This window comes from Catellatospora sp. TT07R-123, assembly GCF_018327705.1.
Lineage (GTDB): Bacteria > Actinomycetota > Actinomycetes > Mycobacteriales > Micromonosporaceae > Catellatospora.
Map to the genome: position 1 here is coordinate 3,375,843 of NZ_BNEM01000002.1, position 25,821 is coordinate 3,401,663.

19 protein-coding genes are annotated in these 25,821 nt (G+C 72.1%); 5 read left to right on the forward strand and 14 right to left on the reverse strand.

Annotation, left to right across the window (positions count from 1 at the left end; all coding sequences use genetic code 11):
* Nucleotides 1-260: 260 nt before the first annotated feature.
* Nucleotides 261-3,074, reverse strand: coding sequence for a vitamin B12-dependent ribonucleotide reductase (locus Cs7R123_RS34815; protein WP_212832924.1), 2,814 nt, complete (start codon nucleotides 3,072-3,074; stop codon nucleotides 261-263).
* Nucleotides 3,075-3,147: 73 nt separating this feature from the next.
* A complete protein-coding gene (nrdR, locus tag Cs7R123_RS34820; RefSeq protein WP_212832925.1) occupies nucleotides 3,148-3,678 on the reverse strand; it encodes a transcriptional regulator NrdR in 531 nt (176 codons plus the stop codon).
* Nucleotides 3,679-4,132: 454 nt separating this feature from the next.
* Here nrdR and lexA point away from each other — a divergent pair, with 454 nt between their 5' ends.
* The gene (lexA, locus tag Cs7R123_RS34825; RefSeq protein WP_212832926.1) at nucleotides 4,133-4,870 is read left to right on the forward strand and encodes a transcriptional repressor LexA; all 738 of its coding nucleotides are present in this window, start codon (nucleotides 4,133-4,135) and stop codon (nucleotides 4,868-4,870) included.
* An 89-nt stretch (nucleotides 4,871-4,959) separates the two neighbouring features.
* On the opposite strand, the gene Cs7R123_RS40935 is transcribed toward lexA, so the two are convergent.
* Nucleotides 4,960-6,609 carry a hypothetical protein gene (locus tag Cs7R123_RS40935; RefSeq protein WP_212832927.1) on the reverse strand — a complete coding sequence of 550 codons (1,650 nt, stop codon included), beginning with the start codon at nucleotides 6,607-6,609 and terminating at the stop codon, nucleotides 4,960-4,962.
* A gap of 51 nt (nucleotides 6,610-6,660) precedes the next feature.
* Nucleotides 6,661-8,097, reverse strand: a complete 1,437-nt coding sequence (gene hflX / locus Cs7R123_RS34835) for a GTPase HflX (RefSeq protein ID WP_374707058.1) — start codon at nucleotides 8,095-8,097, stop codon at nucleotides 6,661-6,663.
* A 168-nt stretch (nucleotides 8,098-8,265) separates the two neighbouring features.
* Between hflX and Cs7R123_RS34840 the strand changes: the two genes are divergently transcribed.
* Complete coding sequence (locus Cs7R123_RS34840) at nucleotides 8,266-9,690, forward strand: NAD-dependent malic enzyme (protein ID WP_308442903.1); 1,425 nt, start codon at nucleotides 8,266-8,268, stop codon at nucleotides 9,688-9,690.
* Nucleotides 9,691-9,838: 148 nt separating this feature from the next.
* Here Cs7R123_RS34840 and dapF read toward each other — a convergent pair whose 3' ends face one another.
* Nucleotides 9,839-10,627, reverse strand: a complete 789-nt coding sequence (dapF, locus tag Cs7R123_RS34845; RefSeq protein ID WP_212832932.1) for a diaminopimelate epimerase — start codon at nucleotides 10,625-10,627, stop codon at nucleotides 9,839-9,841.
* Complete coding sequence (gene miaA, locus Cs7R123_RS34850) at nucleotides 10,624-11,550, reverse strand: tRNA (adenosine(37)-N6)-dimethylallyltransferase MiaA (RefSeq protein WP_244872337.1); 927 nt, start codon at nucleotides 11,548-11,550, stop codon at nucleotides 10,624-10,626. The genes dapF and miaA overlap by 4 nt, the downstream gene beginning before the upstream one ends.
* A 237-nt stretch (nucleotides 11,551-11,787) precedes the next feature.
* Here miaA and Cs7R123_RS34855 point away from each other — a divergent pair, with 237 nt between their 5' ends.
* Both Cs7R123_RS34855 and Cs7R123_RS34860 read left to right on the forward strand, forming a co-directional pair.
* The gene (locus tag Cs7R123_RS34855; RefSeq protein WP_212832936.1) at nucleotides 11,788-12,996 is read left to right on the forward strand and encodes a DUF349 domain-containing protein; all 1,209 of its coding nucleotides are present in this window, start codon (nucleotides 11,788-11,790) and stop codon (nucleotides 12,994-12,996) included.
* Nucleotides 12,997-13,146: 150 nt separating this feature from the next.
* Nucleotides 13,147-14,829: a cellulase family glycosylhydrolase gene (locus Cs7R123_RS34860; RefSeq protein WP_212832938.1), complete on the forward strand. Its 1,683-nt coding sequence runs from the start codon at nucleotides 13,147-13,149 to the stop codon at nucleotides 14,827-14,829.
* Between the two features lie 278 nt (nucleotides 14,830-15,107).
* Here the strand turns inward: Cs7R123_RS34860 and Cs7R123_RS34865 are convergent, their stop codons facing one another.
* The 8 genes from Cs7R123_RS34865 to miaB form a co-directional block, all read right to left on the reverse strand.
* Entirely contained in the window at nucleotides 15,108-16,043 is a 936-nt protein-coding gene (locus Cs7R123_RS34865; protein ID WP_244872338.1) for an aldo/keto reductase, read from the reverse strand.
* Between the two features lie 81 nt (nucleotides 16,044-16,124).
* Nucleotides 16,125-17,513, reverse strand: a complete 1,389-nt coding sequence (locus tag Cs7R123_RS34870; RefSeq protein WP_212834884.1) for a nucleotide pyrophosphatase/phosphodiesterase family protein — start codon at nucleotides 17,511-17,513, stop codon at nucleotides 16,125-16,127.
* On the reverse strand, nucleotides 17,510-18,787 hold the full coding sequence (eboE, locus tag Cs7R123_RS34875) for a metabolite traffic protein EboE (RefSeq protein ID WP_212832940.1): 1,278 nt from the start codon (nucleotides 18,785-18,787) through the stop codon (nucleotides 17,510-17,512). The genes Cs7R123_RS34870 and eboE overlap by 4 nt, the downstream gene beginning before the upstream one ends.
* Nucleotides 18,787-19,635 (reverse strand): TatD family hydrolase, encoded by an 849-nt coding sequence (locus Cs7R123_RS34880; protein WP_212832942.1) that lies wholly within the window; start codon nucleotides 19,633-19,635, stop codon nucleotides 18,787-18,789. The genes eboE and Cs7R123_RS34880 overlap by 1 nt, the downstream gene beginning before the upstream one ends.
* Nucleotides 19,635-21,146: an EboA domain-containing protein gene (locus Cs7R123_RS41015; protein WP_308442904.1), complete on the reverse strand. Its 1,512-nt coding sequence runs from the start codon at nucleotides 21,144-21,146 to the stop codon at nucleotides 19,635-19,637. The genes Cs7R123_RS34880 and Cs7R123_RS41015 overlap by 1 nt, the downstream gene beginning before the upstream one ends.
* On the reverse strand, nucleotides 21,143-21,994 hold the full coding sequence (locus Cs7R123_RS34895) for an SCO3242 family prenyltransferase (protein ID WP_212834888.1): 852 nt from the start codon (nucleotides 21,992-21,994) through the stop codon (nucleotides 21,143-21,145). Before Cs7R123_RS34895 ends, Cs7R123_RS41015 begins: the two co-directional genes overlap by 4 nt.
* Before the next feature lie 65 nt (nucleotides 21,995-22,059).
* A complete protein-coding gene (locus Cs7R123_RS34900) occupies nucleotides 22,060-23,193 on the reverse strand; it encodes an inositol-3-phosphate synthase (RefSeq protein ID WP_212832944.1) in 1,134 nt (377 codons plus the stop codon).
* 134 nt (nucleotides 23,194-23,327) lie between these two features.
* Nucleotides 23,328-24,893: a tRNA (N6-isopentenyl adenosine(37)-C2)-methylthiotransferase MiaB gene (miaB, locus tag Cs7R123_RS34905; RefSeq protein ID WP_212832946.1), complete on the reverse strand. Its 1,566-nt coding sequence runs from the start codon at nucleotides 24,891-24,893 to the stop codon at nucleotides 23,328-23,330.
* A gap of 146 nt (nucleotides 24,894-25,039) precedes the next feature.
* On the opposite strand from miaB, the gene Cs7R123_RS34910 reads away from it, so the two are divergent.
* The gene (locus Cs7R123_RS34910; RefSeq protein ID WP_212832948.1) at nucleotides 25,040-25,783 is read left to right on the forward strand and encodes an amino acid ABC transporter ATP-binding protein; all 744 of its coding nucleotides are present in this window, start codon (nucleotides 25,040-25,042) and stop codon (nucleotides 25,781-25,783) included.
* The last annotated feature ends 38 nt before the right edge of the window (nucleotides 25,784-25,821 follow it).

Below are 25,821 nucleotides of genomic sequence, written 5' to 3' on the forward strand. Positions count from 1 at the left end.
GTCGAGCCTCGACATCTGGTCGGGGCTCTACTCGTCTCATCGAAGAACATAAGCCTTGAGTCGACCGCAGTCAAGGCCTCAACCACAACATCTGGTAGGCAGTTACCGCTCATGCCACAATATGTAGTAGACGATGGCCTTGGTGCTCGTGGCGTTTCACGAGCACCAAGGCCATCGTCTACTGTTCGGACTCCACGAGGTCCAGGCGTAGCAGTCCTAGCCACTCCTTCAGCACATACGCGGAAGCACTACCTGACTGGTCAGCTGCAACCGCTGGTGGAGCCGCAGCCCTCGCAGACGTAGCAGCTGCCGGCCGGGCGCATCTTCGTGCCGCACGTGTAGCACAGCGGCGCGTCCGAGACCCGCCCGGTGATCGACTCCAGCACCTCGGTCGACGAGCCGACCCGGGTCACCGGCAGCACGACCGAGTCGGCCCGCGGCGCGGCGACGGGCGCCGGGACGTACTCGACACCCTCCTCCTCGGCCCGCAGGCGCGCGGCGCGCTCGGCGGCCGTGAAGACGCCCAGCTCGGCCCGCTGGTCGTACGGCAGGAAGTCCAGCGCCAGCCGCCGGAAGACGTAGTCGATCACCGAGTTCGACAGGCGGATGTCCGGGTCGTCGGTCATACCGGCCGGCTCGAACTTCATGTTCATGAACTTCTCGACGTACGTCTGGAGCGGCACGCCGTACTGCAGGGCGACCGAGACGGCGATGGAGAACGCGTCCATGACCCCGGCCAGGGTCGAGCCCTGCTTGCCGAGCTTCAGGAACACCTCGCCGAGACCGTCGTCGGGGTACGACGAGGCGGTCAGGTAGCCCTCGGCGTCGCCGACGGTGAACGACACCGTCTGCGACGGGCGCTTCTTCGGCAGCCGCTTGCGGACCGGGCGGTACTCGATGACCTTCTCGATCACCGGGGTGGCGACCGGGGCCACCGCCTGCGCGGCGGCGGGCTCCTTGTCCTTCTTGGCGACCGACAGCGGCTGGCCGACCTTGCAGTTGTCGCGGTAGATCGCCAGCGCCTTGAGGCCGAGCTTCCAGCCGTCGTAGTACATCTGCTCGACCTCTTCGACCGTCGCCGACTCCGGCATGTTGACGGTCTTGCTGATGGCGCCGGAGATGAACGGCTGCACCGCGGCCATCATCAGCACGTGGCCCATCGGCGCGATCGAGCGCTCGCCCATCGCGCAGTCGAACACGGCGTAGTGCTCCGGCTTGAGGCCGGGGGCGTCCACGACGTGGCCGTTCTCCGAGATGAACTCGGTGATCGCCTCGATCTGCTCCTCCTGGTAGCCCAGGTTGCGCAGCGCGCGCGGCACGGTCTGGTTGACGATCTGCATCGAGCCGCCGCCGACCAGCTTCTTGAACTTGACCAGCGCCAGGTCCGGCTCCACGCCGGTGGTGTCGCAGTCCATCATGAAGCCGATGGTGCCGGTGGGGGCGAGCACGCTGGCCTGGGCGTTGCGCCAGCCCTGCTTCTCGCCGAGGCTGTTGCCGGACTTCCACTCCCGGCGGGCGGCCGAGGCCACCGCGGTGGCGACCGGGCCCTGGGGGGCGAGCGCCTCGGCGGCGGCGGCGTGCTTGCGCATGACCTTCTGGTGCGGGGTCGCGTTGCGGGCGTACCCGTCGTACGCGCCGACGACGCCGGCCAGCTCGGCCGAGCGGCGGTAGGCGGCACCGGTCATCAGGGCCGTGATCGCGGCGGACAGGGAGCGGCCCGCCTCGGAGTCGTACGGCAGGCCCGAGGCCATCAGCAGGGCGCCGAGGTTGGCGTAGCCGATGCCGAGCTGCCGGTAGGCCCGGGTGTTGTCGGTGATCTTCTCGGTCGGGAAGTCGGCGAAGCAGATCGAGATGTCCATCGCCGTGATGACGAACTCGACCGACCGGGTGAACTTCTCGACGTCGAAGCTGCCGTCGGTGCCGAGGAACTTCATCAGGTTCAGCGACGCCAGGTTGCACGAGGTGTCGTCCAGGTGCAGGTACTCCGAGCAGGGGTTGCTCGCGGTGATGCGGCCGGTCTCGGAGCAGGTGTGCCAGGCGTTGATGGTGTCGTCGTACTGGATGCCGGGGTCGGCGCACTCCCACGCGGCCTTCGCGAGCTTGCGGAACAGGCCCTTGGCGTCGATGGTCTCGATGACGCGGCCGTCGAGGCGGCCGACCAGGTCGAAGGTCTTGCCCTCCGCGACCCGCTGCATGAACTCGTCGGAGACGCGCACCGAGTTGTTGGCGTTCTGGTACTGCACGCTGACGATGTCGCGGCCGCCCAGGTCCATGTCGAAGCCCGCGTCCCGCAGCGCGCGGATCTTGTCCTCCTCGCGCGCCTTGGTCGAGATGAACTCCTCGATGTCCGGGTGGTCCACGTCGAGGATGACCATCTTGGCCGCGCGGCGGGTGGCGCCGCCGGACTTGATGGTGCCCGCGGAGGCGTCGGCGCCGCGCATGAAGCTGACCGGGCCGGAGGCGGTGCCGCCGGAGGAGAGCAGCTCCCTGCTGGCGCGGATGCGGGACAGGTTGATGCCGGAGCCGGAGCCGCCCTTGAAGATCAGCCCCTCTTCCTTGTACCAGTCCATGATGGAGTCGACCGAGTCGTCCACGGACAGGATGAAGCAGGCGCTGACCTGCTGCGGGCTGGCCGTGCCGACGTTGAACCACACCGGCGAGTTGAAGCTGAACACCTGGTGCAGCAGCATCCAGGTCAGCTCGTGCTCGAAGACCTCGGCGTCGGCGGCGGTGGCGAAGTAGCGGTACTCCTCACCGGCCTTGCGGTAGGTCTTGACCACCCGGTCGATGAGCTGGCGCAGGCTCCACTCCCGCTCCGGGGTGCCAACCGCGCCCCGGAAGTACTTCGTGGTCACGATGTTGGTCGCGTTGACGCTCCAGGACTCGGGGAACTCCACCCCGCGCTGCTCGAAGTTGATCGAGCCGTCGCGCCAGTTCGTCATCACGACGTCCCGGCGCTCCCAGGCGATCTCGTCGTACGGGTGGACGCCCTCGGTCGTCCAGACCCGCTCGATCTTCAGACCACCGGCGCCCGCCCGCGTGCGCCTGGCGCTCGCTGTTGCGTTCTCCCCCACGTCAGCCCCCTAAGGTCAACGGTTCAACAACAACTTCAACTGCAAAAACTGCAAACACGTTCTGGTACGGGCCTCAGCCCGCGACCTGCCCGGCCCCGGCGCCCATGGCGGCGTCCTCGGTGACGTCCGGCCCGGCAGCTTCCTGCCCCGGGACGGGCTGGTTATGCCGCCGCAGCGACTCGATCTCGCGGATGAAGTCGTCGGCGGACTGGAAGTCCTGATAGACGGAGGCGAACCGCAGGTAGGCGACCTCGTCGAGGTCCCGCAGCGGCCCCAGGATGGCCAGGCCGACTTCCTGGCTGGGCACCTCGGCGGCGCCCCGGGCGCGCACCACGTCCTCGACCCGCTGCGCCAGCAGCGCGATCGCGTCCTCGGCGACCGGCCGGCCCTGGCACGCCTTGCGCACCCCGTTCATGATCTTCGAACGGCTGAACGGCTCGGTCACGCCGCTGCGCTTGACCACCGACAGGACCGTCTCCTCGACCGTGGTGAACCGCTTGCCGCACTCGGGGCAGTGGCGGCGGCGCCGGATCAGGGCGCCGTCCTCGGCCTCCCGGGAGTCGACCACGCGGGAGTCGGGGTGTCGGCAGTACGGGCATCGCATCGCTGTCACCTCCACGTCGTCGTCACCGTCCGGGTGGTGCGGCACTGCTCCGGGCATGACTTCGCCGACGGTCGCCAACGCGGCCGCCAACGGGTACAACGACGGAGAGTGACTCGGCCGTTCCCCCACGAGATGGGCTCTGAAACCCAATCTGTGGGTGGTCGGCTCGACACCACCACAAGATGTGGGGTTGAACTTATGCCCCACGGGCCCCGGTCGCAAGTTGGCGCGCCCATTTCTGGGACGTGTCGCGAGCAACAACACGCACCGTCACCCGCCCGGGGCGAACCGGTGATCAAGCATCGACACAAATGGAGGATCGTACAGATGTTTGAAACTGACACCAAGTCGCATTAAGGTGTCCGGTAAGAACCACTCGTAACGTTCACCGCCAGTCTCGTCTCCCCGATGACCACTTGGCGGCTGCGCATCCGCCCCATCACCGGAGGTCCGAATGTCCCCCAATGAGCGAGCGTCGCGGCCTGGCCGGCCGCCGTCCGCGCCCGCCGGAGCGGGACCCTTGCGGGCGGTGGCGGCGACCAGCGGCACCGCGGCCGACCTGCAGAACGGGGAGCTCAGCAGCCGCCAGCGGCGCATCCTCATCGTGATCAAGGAGTGGGTGGAGCAGTACGGCTACCCGCCCACCGTGCGCGAGATCGGCGAGGCCGTCGGCCTCGTCTCCCCCTCGTCGGTCGCCTACCAGCTCAAGGAGCTGGAGCGGAAGGGCTTCCTGCGCCGCGACCCGTCGCGCCCGCGCGCCGTCGACGTGCGCACCGCGGCCGAGCCGGATGACGAGACGGCCGTGCCCGCCCGCCCCACCCCGGTATACGTGCCGCTGCTCGGCCGCATCGCCGCCGGTGGCCCGATCCTGGCCGAGGAGTCGATCGAGGAGGTGCTGCCGCTGCCGCGCGAGCTGGTCGGCCAGGGCACGCTCTTCTCGCTCCAGGTCAAGGGCGACTCGATGATCGAGGCCGCGATCTGCGACGGCGACTGGGTCGTCGTGCGCCAGCAGCAGGTCGCCGAGAACGGCGACATCGTCGCGGCGATGATCGACGGCGAGGCGACGGTGAAGGTCTACCGGCTGCGCGAGGGGCACGTGCAGCTCATGCCGCGCAACCCGGCCTACGACCCGATCCCCGGCGACGCCGCCGTCATCCTCGGCAAGGTCGTGTTCGTGATGCGCCGGGTCTGACCCGGCCCCGGACACGGCACTCTGACGCGGCACTCTGACATGGCACGGCCCCGGCGGGAGCACCCGCCGGGGCCGTCGCGCTGATGCGGTCAGCGGTACTGCTGATAGCCCTCGTTGCCGTAGTCCTGCGGCTGGTTGCCGTACTGGCCGCCCGGCGGCTGCTGGCCGTAGCCCTGGCCGCCCTGCTGGCCCGCGTACGGGTCGTAGCCGGAGTCGCCGCCGTAGCCCTGCTGCTGGCCGTAGCCCTGGCCGTACTGCTGGCCCGCGTACGGGTCCGCGCCGTAGCCGCCCTGCTGGCCGCCGTAGCCCTGGCCCGCGTACACCTGCTGGTCGTAGCCGCCCTGCTGCTGGCCACCCTGCTGCTGACCGCCGTACTGCTGCCCGCCGTACTGGTCGTAGCCGCCCTGCTGCTGGCCGCCGTACTGGTCGTAGCCGCCGCCCTGCTGCTGGCCGCCGTAGCCCTGCTGCTGCTGGCCGTAGCCGTCGGCGTAGTAGCCGGACTGGTAGCCGCCGACCGGGGCGAGCATCGCGGTGGCCGAGTTGTCGGCGGGCGCCAGGTCGTCCAGCGGCTCGTCGTCGCCGCCCTTGCGGCCCCGCCGCTTGCGCGCCTTCACGATGCCGAACACGCCCAGCAGCACCAGCAGCACGCCGAAGACGCCGACGCCGCCGAGCGCGAGGTACAGGTCGCTGACGCTGTTGAAGATGCTCAGATACCAGGCCTTGCCGGCCTTCTTCGGCCCCTGCTGCGGCGCCTGCTCGACGAAGTGCTCCACGCTGGGCGTGTAGCTCCAGATCACCGCCTTGCGGGCCGGGTCGGTGTTCTTGAGGTGCTCGGTCTCGGAGACGGTGAGGAACTTGGTGCCGTCGGTGGTGTAGGTGATCGCCTCACCGCGGCGCGGATCGTCGGCGACGGGGGTGACCCGCGCCTTGCCCTTGGTCAGCGCGCCGAGGATGTCGCCGTCGGTGACGTCGTACTCCAGCGCGTCGGCGTAGGTGCGCAGCACGACCTTCTTGCCGTCGGGCGAGGCCGCGGCGCCGGTCACCATGCGGCGGGCCGCCATACCGCCGATCACCTCGGTCTGGGTGAGCGGCAGCTTGACGGTGCCGACCTCCTTCAGCTCCACCGTCGCGCCCTCGGCGCCCAGCGGGGTGACCGGGGCGAAGAGGTGCGTGGTGCCCTTCTCGCTGAAGTCCCAGTTCTTCGTGATGATGAGCGGGTTGCCGTCTTTGTCGATCAGCAGCGCCTCGGCGTCGTACTTCGTCGTCGGGTACTTCAGCCGGTACGGGCCGGAGACCTTGTCGTTGACCATCTTCCACAGCGCGACGGTCGGCCGGGTCTGCTTGAAGCTCTCGTCGTTGTCGCCGGTGTCGGCGATCCAGATGGTCTTGCCGTCCGGCGAGAGCGCCATGTCCTCGGGGTCGCGCGCGCCGTCGCCCTTGTAGGCGATGGCGCTGCCGACGACCCCGCACTGCTTGTTCAGCTTGAAGATCCGCGTCCGGCCCGCGATCGTCGAGCCGTCGTTGATCACGTAGTAGTTGTTGCCGACGGCGACCATGCCGGACAGCTCGGTCAGGCGGGGGTCCGAGATCGTGCACACCTTCGTCCCCGGGACGGCCGCCGGTGCCGCGCTCGGTGACGGGCCCGGCTCCGCCCCGGCAGGGGCGCTGAGCAGCCCGGCTCCGAGCGCGACACCGAATGTGGCCGCGCATGCCTTGACCAGGAATCCCGTTAACCGCATCCGGACAGTTTGCCACGACCGGACGCACTACCGTGTAACGCGATTAATTCGTCACGATGCGTCTGAGACCCAGTCACTTTCGGTGATTGCGAATCGCTCCAGCTCAGCGGCCAGTTCGCGGTCCACCCGCACCTTGAGCTGCGTACCCGCGGCGGTGTGTCCCGACGCGAGCACCTCACCCCTGCGGTGGACCTTCGCCACCAGGTCGCCCCGGTCGTACGGCACGCACGCGACCACCTCCACCGCCGGAACCGGCAGCTTCGACTCGATCACCTCGCGCAGCTCGTCGATGCCGTCGCCGGTGCGCGCCGAGACGAACACCGCGTCCGGCCACTCGCGCTTGAGCCGCAGCAGCGTCTCGGCGGACGCGGCGTCGGCCTTGTTGACCACCAGCAGCTCGGGCAGCCGGTCGGCGCCGACCTCGGCCAGCACCTCGCGCACCGCCCGCACCTGCTCGGCCGGGTCCGGATGGGCCCCGTCGACCACGTGCACGACCAGGTCCGCGCCGGCGACCTCCTCCAGCGTCGAGCGGAACGCCTCCACGAGCTGGTGCGGCAGGTGGCGCACGAACCCGACGGTGTCCGACAGCGTGTACTGCCGGCCGTCGCGGGCCGTGGTGCGCCGCGTCGCCGTGTCCAGGGTCGCGAACAGCGCGTCCTCGACCAGCACCCCGGCTCCGGTGAGCCGGTTGAGCAGGCTGGACTTGCCCGCGTTGGTGTAGCCCGCGATCGCCACCGACGGCACCTCGGCGGCCTTGCGGCCGTGCCGCTTGGTCTCGCGGATGGTGCCCATCGCGGTGATCTCGCGCTTGAGCTTGGCGATCCGGGTACGGATGCGCCTGCGGTCGGTCTCCAGCTTCGTCTCACCGGGACCGCGCAGACCCACGCCGCCGCCCGCGCCGCCGCCGCGACCGGAACCACCGGTCTGCCGGGACAGCGCCTCACCCCAACCGCGCAGCCTGGGTACCAGGTACTGCAGCTGGGCCAGTTCGACCTGGGCCTTGCCCTCCTTGCTCTTGGCGTGCTGGGCGAAGATGTCCAGGATCAGGGCGGTCCGGTCGACCACCTTGACCTTGATCTTCTCCTCCAGGTTGCGCAGCTGGCTGGGCGACAGCTCGCCGTCGCAGATCACGGTGTCGGCGCCGGTGGACTCGACCGCCGCCTTCAACTCGTCGACCTTGCCGCGTCCGATGAACGTGGCCGCGTCGGGCTGGCTGCGCCGCTGGATCAGGCCCTCCAGCACCTGCGACCCGGCCGTCTCGGCCAGGGCCGCGAGCTCGGCGAGCGAGTTCTCGGCGTCGGTGACGGTGCCGGAGGTCCAGACGCCTACCAGCACCACCCGCTCGAGCCGCAGCTGCCGGTATTCGACCTCGGTGACGTCCGTGAGCTCGGTGGAGAGTCCGGCCACGCGCCGAAGCGAGTGACGCTCGGCGAGCTCAAGGTCACCGGTGGTCGCGTCGGCCACCAGCGTGTCGGGAAATGTAGGCAAATCTGCTCCTCCATCGACTAGGGGTACGGCTTCAAGGTTGGCACGCTGTGCGCTCGAACGCACCTGCATTCGATGCCGATTGGTTACCCGCCAGTCGCGGGGTCGTCAAACCCCTCGTTCCAACGAGTGGGAAAATCGAGGCCGACCATCGACCCGAAAGGCGACATCGTGCCAACAACCCGCCTGCCCAGCGCCGGATACTCCATCACCGTACGAGTGGCGGTCATTGCCGACTCCTCGGCGATCGGGCGACTCACCATGGCGGTAGGCGAGTCCGGCGCGATCGTCACCGCCGTCGACGTGGTCGACTCCGACCACGTGCGCATCGTGGCCGACGTCACCGCGGACACCGCCGACAGCGCCCACGCCGACCAGGTCGTCAAGGCCCTGGAGGCGATGGACGGCGTCGAGGTGCGCAAGGTCTCCGACCGCACCTTCCTGCTCCACCTCGGCGGCAAGATCGAGGTCACCTCGAAGGTGAACCTGCGCACACGCGACGAGCTGTCCCGGGCGTACACCCCCGGGGTGGCCCGGGTCTGCCAGGCCATCGCCGACAACCCCGACGACGCCCGCCGCCTGACCATCAAGCGCAACACCGTCGCCGTGGTCACCGACGGCTCGGCCGTGCTCGGCCTGGGCAACCTCGGCCCGGCCGCCGCGCTGCCGGTGATGGAGGGCAAGGCCGCCCTGTTCAAGCGCTTCGGCGGCGTCGACGCCTGGCCGGTCTGCCTCGACACCCAGGACACCGAGGAGATCATCCAGATCGTCCGGGCCATCGCCCCGGTGTACGGCGGCATCAACCTGGAGGACATCGCCGCCCCGCGCTGCTTCGAGATCGAGGCCCGGCTGCGCGAGATGCTCGACATCCCGGTCTTCCACGACGACCAGCACGGCACCGCGATCTGCGTGCTCGCCGCGCTGACCAACGCGCTGCGCGTGGTCGGCAAGAAGCTGGAGGACGTCAAGGTCGTGGTCTCCGGCGCCGGCGCGGCCGGTACGGCGATCATGAAGCTGCTGCTGCGCCAGGGCGTCGGCGACGTCATCGCGTACGACCGCCGCGGCGCCCTGCACCGCGACATGGCCGGGCTCGGCCCGGACTGGCAGTGGCTGGTCGAGCACACCAACAAGGGGAACTACTCCGGCGACCTGCCCGGCGCCATCGCGGGCGCCGACGTGTTCATCGGCGTGAGCGCGCCCAACCTGCTCACCGGCGACGACATCGCCCGAATGGCCCCGAACTCGATCGTGTTCGCGCTGGCCAACCCCGACCCGGAGGTCGACCCGCGCGAGGCCCGCAAGCACGCGGCGGTCGTGGCCACCGGCCGCTCCGACCAGCCCAACCAGATCAACAACGTGCTGGCGTTCCCGGGCGTGTTCCGCGGCATGCTCGACGCCCAGGCCCGCGAGTTCACCCAGGAGATGGCGCTGGCCGCCGCGATCGCCATCGCGGACGTGGTCGGCGAGGAGAAGCTCAACCCGAGCGTCATCGTCCCGAGCGTCTTCGACGCCCGCGTCGCCCCCGCGGTGGCCGCCGCCGTCCGCGCCGTAGCCCAGCAGTCCACCATCACCTCCACCCTCGACTCCACCCCCTGACCCCCGCCCCACGCCTCCTCAGGGGCCGATGATCGCCGTTTACGGTCAAAGTAGGGGCGATTTCCGCACTTTCTGACCGTAAACGGCGATCACCCAGCGAAGATCGCCGTTTACGGCACAGAAGGGGGCGGGAGGGGGCGGGACGGGGTCAGAGTCGGGGGAGGGGGATGTCGCCGGTGTAGGTGAGGACGGCGGGGCCGGCGAGCCAGCTGGTACTGGCGTCGAGGGTGACGGCGAGGCGGCCGCCGGGGACGTCGACGGTGACCGTGCCGGACGAGCGGCCCGAGGTGTACAGGGCGGCCACCCCCACCGCCGTCGCGCCCGTACCGCAGGACATGGTCTCGCCGGAGCCGCGCTCGTACACCCGCATCCGGCGGTGGTCGGCGGCGAGCTTCAGCGAGAACTCGACGTTGACCAGGGCCGGGAACATCCCCGCGTCGGTCTTCGGGGCCCGGCTCAGGTCGACCGAGGCGAGGGTGTCGGCGTCGACGTCGCAGACCAGGTGCGGGTTGCCCATGGAGACGCCCAGCCCGCGGTATTCGACGCCGTCCACGATCGCGGTGGACTCGCCCAGGATCGCCGGTGCGGCCATGTCGACCCGGATCCAGTCGCCCTCGACGTACGCGGTGCGCAGGCCGCCGCGGGTGGAGACGGGGATGACCTCGCCGGCCAGCCCGCGGGTGTGCAGGTACCGGGCGAACACGCGGACCCCGTTGCCGCACATCTCGGACAGGGAGCCGTCGGAGTTCCAGTAGTCCATGAAGAACTCGGCGGCCGGGTCGGTCGAGCGCTGGACCCGCAGCACGCCGTCGCCGCCGACGCCGAAGCGGCGGTCGCACAGGGCGGCGACCTGGGCCGGGGTCAGCTCCACCGTGCCGTCGAGATCCTCGATGATCACGAAGTCGTTGCCGGTGCCGTGCCCCTTGGTGAACCTCATGCCACTCCGCCACCACTGTCGATGATCTTTATCGCCTGCTCGACGAGGTCGGGCGCGGCGCCGTCGAGCCAGCGTACCGAGGGGTCGCGGCGCAGCCAGGAGCGCTGCCGCCGGACGAACCGGCGCGTGCCGGTGACCGTGTCCCGGTGTGCCTCATCCTCCGCGCACTCGCCCCGCAGGAAGGCCAGGACCTGCTGGTATCCGAGCGCCCGCGACGCGGTGAGACTGCCGTCGAGCCCGTACGGCAGCAGCCCGCGCACCTCGTCGACGAACCCGGCCGCCCACATCCGGTCCACCCGCGTCTCGACCCGCTCGTCCAGGTCGACCCGGTCGACGGCGAGCTGTAGGCACCGGTAGACCGGCACCGGATCGGGCAGCGACGCGGTGAAGGGCCTGCCCGTGAGCTCGATCACCTCCAGCGCGCGGACGATGCGCCGCCCGTTGCTGGGCAGGATCTTCGCGGCGGCGACCGGGTCGGCCTGGGCCAGCCGGGCGTGCAGCGGCGCCGGGCCGGCCGCCTCCAGCTCCGCCTCCAGCCGGGCGCGTACGCCCGGGTCGGTGCCCGGGAACTCGAAGTCCTCCAGGACCGCCCGCTGGTACAGCCCCGAGCCGCCGACGAGCAGCGGCACCTTCCCGCGCGAGCGGATGTCGTCGATGGCGGCGCGGGCCAGGCGCTGGAACTCCGCCACGCTGGCCGGGGCGGTGACGGGCCACACGTCGAGCAGGTGGTGCGGCACGCCCTCGCGCTCGGCCTCGGTGAGCTTGGCGGTGCCGATGTCCATTCCCCGGTAGACCTGCATCGAGTCGCAGTTGACCACCTCGCCGCGCAGCGCGTGCGCCAGGGCGATGGACAGCGCGGACTTGCCCGCGGCGGTCGGGCCTACGACGGCGACCACCTCGGCGGCGACAGGCTCGGGGCTCACGTGGACAACCGTAACCGGATCGTGCTCTGTCAGCGGGGCCACACCAGATGCGGTACGGCCGCCGACCCCGTAAGGTCACCTTGTCCTGGGCGCGCGACGCGTGCCCGGCGGGACCTGTGACAATGCTCTGGGAGCGTCGGCGTACTCTCCCACCGGACCACAGGTTTGACTGCGCTATGGCGGCGACCTCGGCATGGACGTGGCGGGGTTCGTTCGGGAAGAACGAGGATGGACATCATGAGCGACTGGGCATCGTATGGCCGGGTGGACGCGGACGGCACGGTCTGGGTGAAGTCGGCCGCGGGCGAGCGCGCCGTCGGATCATGGCAGGCCGGCACTCCCGAGGAGGGTTTGGCGCACTTCGTCCGACGGTACGAGGATCTCGTCACCGAGGTCGACCTGATCGAGACGCGCCTCAACTCCGGGGCGGCCGACGCCGCCCAGAGCCTGACCACCGTCAAGCGCCTGCGCGCGAGCCTGGACGAGGCACACGTGGTCGGCGACATCGACGGCCTGGCCGCCCGCCTGGAGCGGCTGTCGGGCCTGGCCGACGAGAAGGCGGGTGCCGCCAAGGCCGCCCGTGACGCCGCGCGCGCCGAGGCGGTGGCCCGCAAGACCACCCTGGTCGAAGAGGCCGAGAAGCTGGCCGCCGAGTCGACCAGCTGGAAGGCGACCGGCGACCGGTTCAAGGAGATCCTCGACGAGTGGAAGACCATCCGCGGGGTCGACAAGAAGACCGACGGCGACCTGTGGAAGCGCTTCTCCGTCGCCCGTGACAGCTTCACCCGTCGTCGCGGCGGTCACTTCGCCACGCTGGACGCGGCCCGCAAGCAGGCCCAGACCGTCAAGGACGATCTGGTGGCCGAGGCCGAGTCGCTGGCCGAGTCGACCGACTGGGCGGCCACCGCGGCCCGGCTCAAGGAGCTGATGGCGGACTGGAAGACCGCGCCGCGCGCCTCCAAGGAGGCCGAGCAGAAGCTGTGGGACCGTTTCCGGGCCGCGCAGGACGCCTTCTTCTCCCGCCGCAGCGAGGTCTTCTCCGCCCGTGACAACGAGCAGAAGGCCGCGCTGACCCGCCGCCAGGAGCTGCTGTCGCAGGCCGAGGCGATCGACGTCGACGCCGACCCGAAGATCGCGCAGAACACGCTGCGCGACATCCTGGGCCAGTGGCACGACACCGGCCGGGTGCCGCGCGAGTCGGTCGCCGGGCTGGACCGGCGCCTGCGCGCGGTCGAGGACAAGGTGCGCGAGGCCATGGACGCGGCGTGGCGGCGGACCGAGCCGTCGGCCAACCCGCTGCTGGCGCAGATGCGCGAGCAGGTGGCCGAGGCCGAGGCGCGGCTGGAGCGGGCCCAGGCGGCCGGCGACACCAAGCGCATCAAGGAGGCCGAGCAGGCGCTCGCGGGCAAGCGAAACTTTCTTGCGCTGGCCGAGAAGGCCAGCTGAGTTTCAGCAGATCAACCAAGAGGGGCGGGCGCTGCGGCGCCCGCCCCTCTTGCTGTGTCCGGCATGGACGGTGCACGATGTATCCGGAGCCAGGGCAGGCACGCATTTCCCGATCAAGCAGAAGTCCGTTATGGATGGAGCACACCCGAAATGCGTTGGAAGTCCCGTCCGGCTGCCCTCGTGGCCGCCGTCTCGGCCGCGCTCGCCGCAGCGGCCACCGCCCTCGTGGCGGTCACCCTCACCGCAGGCCCGGCCAGTGCCGACACCGGCACCGGTTACCTGCACACCAACGGTCGCAACATCGTCGACAGCGCCGGCAAGGTCGTCCGCCTGACCGGTATCAACTGGTTCGGCATGGAGACCGACAACAAGACCTTCCACGGGCTGTGGGCCAACGCCCCGGCCACCTGGAAGGGGCAGCTCGACCGGATGGCGTCGCTGGGCTTCAACACCCTGCGCGTGCCGTACTCCGGTGACGCGCTGAAGGCCGGCGCCGCCGCCACCGGCATCAACGATTTCACCAACCCGGACCTGGTGGGGCTGTCGCCCCTGCAGATCCTGGACAAGGTGATCGCGTACGCCGGGACCAAGGGGATGCGCGTCATCCTCGACCGGCACCGGCCGACCGCGGCCGGGCAGACCCCACTGTGGTACACCGCGTCGGTCTCCGAGGCCAGCATGATCGCCGACTGGCAGTCGCTGGCCGCGCGGTACGCCGGCAACCCGACGGTGATCGGGGCCGACCTGTTCAACGAGCCGCACGCCGAGGGCACCGACCCGGCCGCGACCGGCGCCTGCTGGGGCTGCGACGTGCAGGCCCGCGACTGGCGCCTGGCGGCCGAGCGCATCGGCAACGCGATCCTCCAGACGAACGCGAACTGGCTGATCTTCGTCGAGGGCGTGAGCTGCCTGTCCGGCGGCGTGGCCAACGTCTGGGACAACATCCCGGACGACCCGATGGCCTGCGACTGGTGGGGCGGCAACCTGTCCGCCGCGATCGACAAGCCGGTCCGGCTCAACGTCGCCAACCGCCTGGTCTACTCGCCGCACGAGTACGGCATCTCGGTCTACGACCGGCAGTCCTGGTTCAACGACCCGAACTTCCCGAACAACCTGCCGGCCGTCTGGGACGCCTTCTGGGGCAAGATCGCCAAGCAGAACGTGGCCCCGATCATGATCGGCGAGTTCGGCAGCACGCTGGCCAACCCGCTCGACGTGCAGTGGCTGACCAAGCTGATGGGCTACATCGGCGACAACGGGCTGTCGTTCACGTACTGGTCGTGGAACCCCAACTCGGGTGACACCGGGGGTATCGCACTCGACGACTGGTACTCGATCAACACCCAGAAGTACAACATCCTCCAGCCGTACCTGAACCCGCCGTCGGGCAACCCGTCGCCGCAGCCGTCGTCGGCCAGCCCGTCGCCGTCCCGGTCGGCGTCGCCGTCGCCCTCGCCGTCGCGGTCGGCATCCCCGTCGCCCTCGCCGTCGCGGTCGGCGTCGCCGTCGCCCAGCGGCAGCGGCGGCTGCACCAAGGTCGTGACCATCACGAACGCGTGGGACGGCGGCTACCAGGCCGAGGTGAAGGTGACCAACACCAGCACCAGCGCGGTCAACCCGTGGGCGGTCACCTGGACGGTGCCCAGCGGAGTGAGCCTCACCAACGGCTGGAACGCCACGGTGACCCAGAGCGGCACCACCATCACGGCCGCCGCGCCGAGCTGGAGCCTGTCGCTGGCGCCGGGTGCCAGCGTGGCCATCGGGTACACGGCCACCGGCCCGTCGTCCCCGGCGCCGTCGAACGTCAAGCTCAACGGCGTCACCTGCGCGTGACCCGACTCACCGCCCCGGACCGCGACCGCGTCCGGGGCGGTGGGTAACCCTCTCCTGGCGCAGCGCATCGATCCACCGGTGACCACCGGGCCGCGCCAGGCTCGTCGGCCCGGACCATGCCTCAGTCCGGGCCGACGAGTACTTTCCGGCCCCCTCCGAGCGTGAGTCCGGGCCGACGAGTACTTTCCGGCCCCCGCCGAGCGTGCAGTTCCGGGGAAAGTGCTGGAATCCGAGCCAAGATTCGTGCAGTTTCCCCGAGACTGCACGCGACGCCCGCGCTACCCGAGCGCGGTGAGGGTGGTGAGGGTTTCGGGGGTCAGGCGCAGGGCGCCGGCGGCGATGTTCGCCGCCAGGTGGGCGGGGTCGCCCGTGCCGGGGATGGCGAGCACGTGCGGGCCCTGGTGCAGGGTCCAGGCCAGGCGGAGCTGGTGCGGGGTCGCGTCGTGGGCGCGGGCGAGTTCGGCCAGGGCACCGTCGTGGTCGGCCGCGGCGCCCGACTCGCGGCCGGTGCCCGCGACGGCGAAGAAGGGGGTGTACGCCACCCCGCGCCGCCCGCACTCGGCCACCAGCTCGTCGTCGGCGCGGTTCAGATCCAGCGCGTACGCGTTCTGCACGCACGCGACGGGTGCGATCGCCTGAGCCTCGTCGAGATGGTCCAGCCGGACGTTCGACAGGCCGAGCTGCCGGATCAGCCCCTCCTCGCGCATGCGGGCCAGCGCCCCGAACCGCTCGGCGACCGAGTCGCGCCCCGGCCGTTTCACGATCCGGAGGTTCACCAGATCCAGGCAGTCGCGCCCGAGCCGCCGCAGGTTCTCCTCCACCTGCGCCCGCAGCTGCGCGTACGTCACCGCCTCGGCCCACTCGCCGTGCTCGTCGAGGCCCGGCCCGACCTTCGTGGCGACGACGAGCTCGTCGTAGCGCGACGACAGCGCCTCGCGGATCAGTTCGGTCGCGTAGCGCACGGGGCCCGGCTCACCGGTGATGATGCCGCCGGGCGAGAAGTAGAACGCCGCCGTGTCGACGTGGTTGACGCCCAGCTCGACGGCGCGCCGCAGCACGGCGATCGCGCGCTCGCGGTCGGGCCGGGCGGTCAGGCGCATCGACCCGAAGCCCATGCGGTGGACGGTGCGGTCGCCGAGGAGCCAGCTGCCCGCGGCGGCCGCGGTGATCTCGTTCGTGGGGACCGGATGCACAGGCGTCGGGTTCGTAGGCATCGGGCGACCGTAATCGCAGGCCGGAGCGCCGCACAGCCGGTCGGCCGCCCGATACCGCAAAACCGTGTGCTCTGTTAACTTTTATGGCAGAGGGGCCAAGCCGGACAGTCGCAGCATCAGGTCCTTGACCTCCGTGGCGGCGAAGCCGTCCCGGGCCGCCGAGCCGTCCGAGCAGATCAGCAGCGGTCCGTCAGCCGGGTCGTCGGGCAGCCGCCCGTGTGTGCCGCGCACCGCCGCCGCCCCGGCGTCCAGGCCCACCACCTGCATCAGGTACCGCATGCCCAGCTTCTTGCGCAGCAGGGCCACCCCGGCCCGCCGCTTGGCCGCGCCCGGCCCGGCCGGGTCGAACAGCAGCTCGGCGGGGTCGTAGCCGGGCTTGCGGTGGATCTCCACGAGCCGGGCGAAGTCGGGGGCGCGGGCGTCGTCGAGCCAGTAGTAGTACGTGAACCAGGCGTCGGGCTCGGCGACCAGGACGAGTTCCCCGGCGCGCGGATGGTCCAGGCCGTGCGCCGCCTTGCCCGGCCCGTCGAGCACCTGCCCGACGCCGGGCACCGCCGCGCAGACCTTGCCGACCAGCGGCAGGTCGGCGGGGTCGCGGACGTACATGTGGGCGAGCTGGTGGTCGGCGACGGCGAAGGCCCGGGAGGTCCACGGGTCGAGGTACTCCATGCCCGCCTGGGTGTGCACCCGCAGCAGGCCCTCGGCGCGCAGCACGCGGTTGACGTCGACGGGCCGGGCGGCGGGGGTGATGCCGTACTCGGACAGGGCCAGCACGGTGGCGCCCCGCCGCGCCGCGGCGTCCAGCAGCGGGCCGACGACGGTGTCCAGCTCGGCGGCGGCCGCGGCGGCGCGCGGGTCGTCGGGGCCGAAGCGCTGGAGGTCGTAGTCCAGGTGCGGCAGGTAGACCAGGGTCAGGTCGGGGGTGTACGCCGACATGATCCGCCGGGCCGCCCCGGCGATCCACCGCGACGAGGCGATCCCCGCCCCCGGCCCCCAGAACTGGAACAGCGGGAACGTGCCCAGCTCGGCGGTGAGCTCGCGGTGCAGCGAGGGCGGGTCGGTGTAGCAGTCGGGCTCCTTGCGGCCGTCGGCGCGGTAGACCGGCCTCGGCGTGACGGTCCAGTCGACGTCGGCGCCCATGGCGTACCACCAGCACACGTTGGCGACCGTGTAGCCGGGGTGGACCAGGCGCGCGGCGTCCCACACCTTCTGCCCGCCGACCAGCGCGTGGTGCTGCCGCCACAGCAGCACCTCGCCGAGGTCGCGGAAGTACCAGCCGTTGCCGACGATGCCGTGCACCGACGGCGGGGCCCCGGTGAGCAGCGTCGCCTGCACCGAGCAGGTGACCGCGGGCAGCACCGGGTCCAGCCGGGCGGCGAACCCGGTCCGGGCCAGCGCGCTCAGCCGGGGCATGTGCGGCAGCAGGCGCGGGGTCAGCCCCACGGTGTTCAGCACCACCAGCGGCGTCACCGGGCCCACGGCGCGCCTCCGGCGATGAAGCGGGCCGGGGCGGGCTCGCCCGGGACGGTGTCGGTCAGGCCCAGCCCGCGCAGCTCGTCGCGGGCGAACGCCAGCTCGGCGGCGATGCCCGCGGCCAGCTGCTCCGGGGTGTCCGGGCGCTGGCCGGGCGGCAGCACGCTCCAGGTGTACGTCTCGACGTCCACGTGGTCGCAGGACATGGTCGGGCCGCCGTACAGCTCGCGCAGCGCGGTGCGCAGCACGGGCAGGGTCGAGGCCAGCGGCGGCGCGGGTTCGGTGTGCAGCGGCACGTGGAAGTGCACCCGCCAGCCCTTCCCGTCCGGCGGGGCCGGGTGGCCGCGCCCGGCCCGGGGCAGGCCCCGGTCGGTGCCCGCGCCCACGGCGGCCGGGGCGCGCAGCAGGTGGTCGAGGGCCTCGGGCAGGTCGTCGGCGGCCTCGCCGCGGGCACCCCGGGTCTGGTGCAGGAACTTCGGCTCGGCGTACCCCCGCAGCACCGACGCGGCCGCGACCGGGTCCTCGGCCGCGAGCGCCGCCGAGACCTGCACCTTGACCACCGGCAGCCCGGCGCGGGCCAGCCGGGCCAGCGCCGCGGCGGGCTCCTCCCAGGCGCAGGCCAGGTGGGCCAGGTCGAGGCAGACGCCGAGCCAGTCGCCGTCCATGCCCGACCACAGCCGGGCCGCCTGGTAGGTGTTCTCGACCACGCAGCCGGGCTCGGGCTCGAACCCGACCTGCACGGTGCGGCCGGTACGCCCGGCGATCTCGGCCAGCCCGTCGGCCAGCTCCGCCAGCGCCCGGTCCACCGCCCCGGCCCGCTCCGGGTTCCACGGCTCGCGCCAGGCCACCGGCAGGGTGGAGATCGAGCCGCGCGCCGCGTCGTCGGGCAGCAGGTCGGCCAGCACCCGGGCCAGGTCCAGGGTGTAACTGAGCCGCTCCCGGGTGGTCCAGTCCGGGTGGTAGACGTCGTGCTTGACCACGTCGGCGTGGAACGCCTGGTACGGGAACCCGTTGAGCGTCACCACCTCCAGCCCGCGCGCGTCCAGTTCGGCGCGCAGCCGGCGGCGCAGCACCGGCTCGTGGGCCAGCGCGGCGGCGACCGGCGCGGCCAGCCACAGCCCCAGCCCGAGCACGTCGGCGTCCAGCTTCTTGCGCACCGCCAGCCCGTACGTGTCCAGCTGCGCCACGATGCCGTCGAGGTCCTCGGCCGGGTGCACGTTGGTGCAGTAGCTCAGGTGCACCGTCTGCCCGTCGCGATGGGCCAGCCGCATCAGGCACCCCCGCGCATGATCGAGTTGCCCGCGTACGTCGCCTGCCCGGCGACGGTGTCGAGGTCCAGCCGCCCGGACCGGCCGTAGAACTCGACCGGGTTGCGCCACAGCACCCGGTCCACGTCGTCCTCGCCGAACCCGGCCGCGCGCATCGCCTCGCCGGTCCGCGCGGTGAGCAGCGGATCGGAGCGGCCCCAGTCGGCGGCGGAGTTGACCAGCATCCGCTCGGTGCCGTACTCGCGCAGGATCGCGACCATCCGCTCCGGCGACATCTTCGTGTCCGGGTAGATCGAGAAGCCCAGCCAGCAGCCGGTGTCGCGGACCAGCCCCACGGTCACCTCGTTCAGGTGGTCGACGGCCACCGCGCCCGGGTCGAGGCCGGACTCGGCGACCACGGCCAGGCTGCGCCGGGTGCCGGTGACCTTGTCCCGGTGCGGGGTGTGCACCAGCGCGGGCAGGCCGTGCTCCAGGGCCAGCGCGAGCTGGGCGGCGAACGCCTCGTCCTCGGCGGGGGTCATCGCGTCGTACCCGATCTCGCCGACCGCGACCACGCCGTCCTTGTCCAGGTAGCGCGGCACCAGGTCCAGCACCTCGCGGCAGCGCGGGTCGTTGGCCTCCTTCGGGTTCAGCGCGATCGTGGCGTAGTGCCGGATGCCGAACTGCCCGGCCCGGAACGGCTCCCAGCCGATCAGGCCGTCGAAGTAGTCGGTGAACGAGCCCGCGCTGGTACGCGGCTGGCCCAGCCAGAACGCGGGCTCCACCACGGCCCGCACCCCGGCCGCGGCCATCCGCTCGTAGTCGTCGGTGGTGCGGGAGGTCATGTGCACGTGCGGGTCGAAGATGCGCATCAGTTCCCCTTCTCCAGACGTTCCAGCAGCCGCGCCGCGTCGGCGGGCAGGCTCCGCCCGGCCGCCTGCCGCTCGGCCGACAGGCTGGCCAGCATCGCGGCCAGCTCCCGGTCGGCGCGGCGGTCCAGGCCGTCCACGGCGGACAGGGCGATGCCCATGAACACGCACTTGAGCACCGCCTGCCGCCACGCGGCGGCGTCCAGGTGCCGGGCGTACGGCCCCAGCGCCGCCGCCACCAGCCGCGTGTCGTTGGTGCGGATCGCGTCGTGCAGCAGGTCCACCGCGTCGGCGCCGACGGGCAGCAGCGGCAGCGCCCGCAGCACCGCCCGGCGCTCGGCGGCGTCGCCGTGCCGATACAGCTCCCGCGCCTGGCGGGCGACCTCCTCGGCGGGCAGCGCCGACAGCAGCAGCGCTCGGGCCGCCTCGTCGGCGGTCCAGCCGGGCGCGGCGGCCAGCGGCCCGCGCCCGCAACGGCGCCCGGCGGCGGCGAAGAAGCCCTCGATCCGCTCCGGTTCGGCGGCGGCCCGCGTGAGCGCCCCGCGCAGCCAGGACGCGCCCTCCGCCGGTACGCCGGGCGGGGGGTGCAGCAGTGCGGCCCGCAGCTCGTCCAGGCCGGGCGGGCGGGCCTCGCGGGCCGGGCGGCGCTGGCCGGGCGGGCCGACCGGCTGCCCGGAGGCGGCCCGCAGGAACGCCAGCGAGCGCGCGGCGACCTCGGGCGCGGCGTGCGAGTGCCGGGGCAGCTCGACGGCGACCAGCCCCCGGTAGCCCGTCTCGGCCAGCGCGCGCAGCACCGGCGGGAAGTCGATCTCGCCCTGCCCGAACTCCAGGTGCTCGTGCACCCCGCGCCGCATGTCCTCGATCTGTACGTTCACCAGGTGCGGCCCGGCCTGCCGGACGCACTCGGCCACGTCGTCCGGCTCGTCGACCCGGCAGTGGCCGACGTCGAGGGTCAGCCCGAACCCGGCCGGGGCGCCCAGCGCCCGGTGCAGCGCCCGCCAGCCCGCCAGGTCGCCGACGAGCATGCCCGGCTCGGGCTCGAAGCCCACGGGCACCCCGGCCGCCTGGGCGGCCTTGACGACCTGCTCGCAGCCGTCGAGCAGCCGGTCCCAGCCCTGGCGCCGCGACACGTGGCCGGGCAGCACCCCCGACCAGCACGACACGGCTTCGGCGCCCAGGTCGGCGGCGATGGCCACGGCCCGGCGCAGGAAGTCCAGCCGCACCTCGCGGTCGTCGTCCAGCAGCGTCGGCGCGTGCTTGCGGCGCGGGTCGAGCAGGTAGCGGGCCCCGGTCTCGACCACCACCGACAGGCCGAGCGAGCCCAGCCGGGCGGCGGTCCCCGCGACCCGGCGGGCCAGGCCCGGGGCGTACGGGTCGAGGTGGTGGTGGTCCAGGGTCAGCGCCACTCCGCAGTAGCCGAGCCCGGCGATCACGTCGAGGGCGTCGGCGAGGCGGTGGCCGGCGAAGCCGTTGGTGCCGTACCCCCAGCGGATACTGCCGGAACGCAGGGTCATGTGGGGGAGATCCTCCGGGCCAGGCGCCGGGCCAGCGGCGCGGCGGCGGTCAGCACCAGCGCGACGAGACTCGCGCCGTGCCGGGCGGTGAGCGCGGCCTGCAACGTGGGCAGGCCGGTGATGCCCGAGCCGACGGCGGCGCGCACCTGCGGCGCGTCCGGTCGCCGGGCGGCCCGCACCTGCGGGCGGCCGTAGTGGTTGAGGTACAGCCCGGCCAGCGCGACGGGCAGCAGCGCCCGCCAGCCCTTCGCCTGGTTCGCGCCGGCTGCGGTGGCGGCGACGGCCAGCGTCCCGGCCAGCGTCGCCACCGGCAGCCGGCGGTCGGCGCCCGCCATCTCCCGCCGCGACAGCGCGGTCACCGTGTAGGTGTGCGCGGCGACCGTCGCGGCCGCGGGCAGGGCCCGGCGGACCGAGCCGCCGCAGGCACCGAGGAGCACGTCCAGGCCCCGGCAGGCGGCCATCGCGGCCGGCCCCGCGGGACTGTTCTTGGCGACCAGGTCGTACACCCAGACCGCCCCGGCCAGCGGCGCCGCCACCGCCACGGCCCGCCTGCCGCCCGCCCACGCGGCCAGGCCCAGCCCGGCCGCGGTCAGCCCGGCGGCCAGGCCCAGCGCGGTGTTCGGGCTGACCCGGCCGCTCGGGATGGGCCGCTGCGGCCGCTCGACCGCGTCGACCTCCCGGTCGGCCCAGTCGTTGGCGGCCATCCCGGCCAGGTACAGGCACACCGACGCCGCCGCCAGCCCCGGCGTACGCCGCCCGAGCGTGCCCGAGGTGGCCGCCCCGACCAGCACGTCACCCGGCACCGACAGGGCGGCGGGCGCCCGGACCAGCTCGGCCAGGTCGCCCAGCGTCGCCCGCCCCGAGCGCGGCGCACCGGACCGGACCGGCCGCCGCGACCCGAGGTCCGACCAGCTCACGCCAGCCCCGCGACGAACGCGCGCAGGGCCTCGAACTGGCCGCTGAGGTCGTGGCCGACCTCGCCGATCGGGTCCTTGAAGAAGAAGGCGAGCTCCGGCAGCGGCCCGCTGCGCCTGGCCGCGTGCGCGGCGGCGGTGAGCCGGGCCAGGTCCAGCACCAGCGGTGCGGCCAGCGCCGAGTCGCAGCCGTGCCAGGTGAACTCCAGCCGCATCGGCGTGCCGAGGAAGCCCTGGAAGGTGACCAGGTCCCAGGCTGCCTTGAAGTCGCCGAGGTCGGCGACGTACTCGATCCGGGTGTGGCCCTCGGGCTGGTAGCCGAGCGTCTCGGCCAGCACCCGCTGCTTGCTGGCGGCCTTGGCCGCGTTGGCGTCGGGCCGGGCCAGGTTGGCCCCGTCCCCGCCGCCGAGCAGGTTGGTGCCCGACCAGGACCGCACGTGCAGGTTGCGCTGGGCGAACATCGGCGCGAGCACCGACTTGACCAGGGTCTCCCCCGTCTTGCCGTCGTGCCCGCCGTAGGGGACCCCGGCCCGCAGCGCCAGCTCGTGCAGCGCGGGCAGCCGCGCCCCGGTCGACGGCGTGAAGTCCACGTACGAGCACCCGGCGGCGAACGCCGCGTACGCGTACAGCGAGCTCGGCGGCAGCACCTCGCCGTCGCCGTCCAGCGCCGCGACCAGCGCGTCGGCGTCCGCGTGGGCGGGATGCGGAGTCGCGGCGGGCTCGGTGGCCGACACGTTGACCACGACCACCCGGTCCAGGCCGTGCCGGTGCCGGAAGTCGGTGAGGTCGGCGGCCGCGCGGGCGGCGACGACGGCCTGGGTGTCCCCGCGCGGCGCCGGGCGCAGCTCGGACTCGATCGCGGCCAGGTCGGGCTGGAGCGCTCCGACCAGGCGGGCGGGCAGCACCCCGGCCGCGGCCAGTTCGTCAGCCCGCTTGAGCAGCGGCGTCGACACCTGGTCGTGGCCGCCGAAGACGAGGTCGGACAGGGCGGGCAGCGCGGGGCTGCACAGCTGCGGCAGCTCGGTGACGCACCCGGTCGGCCCGGCGAGACCCGCTCGCAGCCCGGCCGCCCCGACGATGCTGGTGACGGCCACCGACCCCCGCCCGCCGACCAGCCATACACCTGTACGCATTGCGGTCTCCCGGGGAGATTGAGGAGAAACCACGCCAGATTACGTGATTTCGCCACAATACCCGGTAAGGCGCGCTATGCCCGTTTACCGAACATCCCCGCAGCTCACCGCCGCGTGTCCCCTCTCGGAGCGGGTCAGCAGGTGGAGCAGGCGGTGTCGGAGGACGGGGTCGGCTGGGTGGGGGGCTTGCCGATGGTGGGCAGGCCGAGCAGCACGCCGGGGGTACGGACCGCGCGGCCCGCCTCGTACGCATCGCCGGCCCGGGTCCGGCGGTGCGACACCAGCGGGCCGTCCGCGTTGAGGTGGTGCGGCGCCGCGTAGCTGACCTCGGTGTGCACCACGTCGCCTGGCCGCACGGCGGCGGCCTGCTCGGGCGTGACCGCGAAGTGCACCAGGCGGCCGTCGCGCGCGCGTCCGGACATACGCCCGGTGGCCTCGTCCTTGCGGCCCTCGCCGACGGCGACAAGGACCTCCAGCTCGCGCCCGACCTGCCTCTTGTTCTCCGACCAGGTGATCTCCTCCAGCGTGGCGACGAGGCGCTCGTAGCGCTCCTGCACCACCTGCTTGGGCACCTGGCCCTCCATCGTCGCCGCGGGCGTGCCGGGGCGCTTGGAGTACTGGAACGTGAACGCCGACGAGAAGCGCGACTCGCGCACCACCCGCAGCGTCTCCTCGAAGTCGGCGTCGGTCTCGCCGGGGAAGCCCACGATGATGTCGGTGGTGATCGCCGCGTCCGGCATGGCCGCGCGCACGTTCTCGATGATCGACAGGTACCGGTCGGACCGGTAGGACCGCTTCATCGCCCGCAGGACGGCGTCGGACCCCGACTGGAGCGGCATGTGCAGCTGGTGGCACACGTTCGGGGTCTGCGCCATCGCCTCGATCACGTCGTCGGTGAACGCGGCGGGGTGCGGGCTGGTGAAGCGGACCCGCTCCAGCCCTCTGTCCTGGAGCGTCCCGCAGGCGCGCAGCAGCTTGCCGAAGGCGAGCCGGTCCCCGAACTCGACCCCGTACGTGTTGACGTTCTGGCCGAGCAGGGTCACCTCCAGCACGCCCGCCGCGACCAGCGCCTCGACCTCGGCCAGGATCTCGCCGGGACGGCGGTCCTTCTCCTTGCCGCGCAGGCTGGGCACGATGCAGAAGGTGCAGGTGTTGTTGCACCCGACGGAGATCGACACCCAGCCCGAGTACGTCGACTCGCGCCGGGTCGGCAGCGTGGAGGGGAAGACCTCCAGCGACTCCAGCAGCTCCACCTGGGCGGACTCGTTGTGGCGGGCCCGCTCCAGCAGCACCGGCAGCGAGCCGATGTTGTGGGTGCCGAACACCACGTCGACCCAGGGCGCCTTCTTGACGATCTCGCCCTGGTCCTTCTGCGCCAGGCAGCCGCCGACGGCGATCTGCATGCCGGGGTTCTTGTCCTTGACCGGGCGCAGGTGGCCGAGGTTGCCGTAGAGGCGGTTGTCGGCGTTCTCGCGCACGGCGCAGGTGTTGAAGACGACCACGTCCGGCACCCGGCCGGGCTCGGCCGCCGGGTCGAGCCGCACGTAGCCGGCGCCGTCGAGCAGCCCCGAGATGCGCTCGGAGTCGTGCACGTTCATCTGGCAGCCGTAGGTGCGCACCTCGTAGGTGCGGACCGGCTGGGCCTCGCCGGCTGCGGCGGTGCCGGCGGCGGCGGTCTGGGTGTCAGGCAGCGTAGTCATCTCAACGGAAAAGGGTATCCGGTCAGGCATGCGACGGTGGAATCGAGGGAAGTTACCCGGATGTGACCCGAGTGGGCCTCCACTTTCACTTCCGTCCCTCTAGTCTCACTAGTCAGACGATGTACCGACACCGAAAGGACGGTGGCATGTCCGACGAACCGCTGATCGTGCTGGACTCCGTGAACAAGTGGTTCGGAGAACTGCACGTGCTGCGCGACGTGAGCCTCACGGTCGAGCGGGGCGAGGTCGTCGTGGTGATCGGCCCCTCGGGTTCGGGCAAGTCCACCCTGTGCCGCACCATCAACCGGCTGGAGACGATCAACTCCGGCAGCATCCGCTTCGACGGCCGCGACCTGCCCGCCGAGGGCCGCGCACTGGCGCGCCTGCGCAGCGAGGTCGGCATGGTGTTCCAGTCGTTCAACCTGTTCGCGCACATGAGCGTGCTCGACAACGTGATGCTGGGGCCGGTGAAGGTCCGCAGCGAGTCGCGCACCGCCGCCCGCGACCGCGCGCTGCAACTGCTCGACCGGGTCGGCATCGCCGACCAGGCGGGCAAGCTGCCGGTGCAGCTGTCCGGCGGCCAGCAGCAGCGCGCCGCGATCGCGCGCGCCCTGGCCATGCAGCCCAAGGCGATGCTGTTCGACGAGCCCACCAGCGCACTGGACCCGGAGATGGTCGGCGAGGTGCTCGACGTGATGACCGCGCTGGCTCGCGACGGCATGACGATGATCGTCGTCACCCACGAGATGGGCTTCGCCCGCCACGCCGCCCACCGGGTGGCGTTCATGGCCGACGGCCAGCTCGTCGAGCAGGCGCCGCCCGCGGAGTTCTTCGCCAATCCCCGCAGCGAACGGGCCCGGGATTTCCTGTCGAAGGTGCTCCAGCACTGACCGCGGCGCTCTACGGGTCTGGACAGACTCCGTCGCCG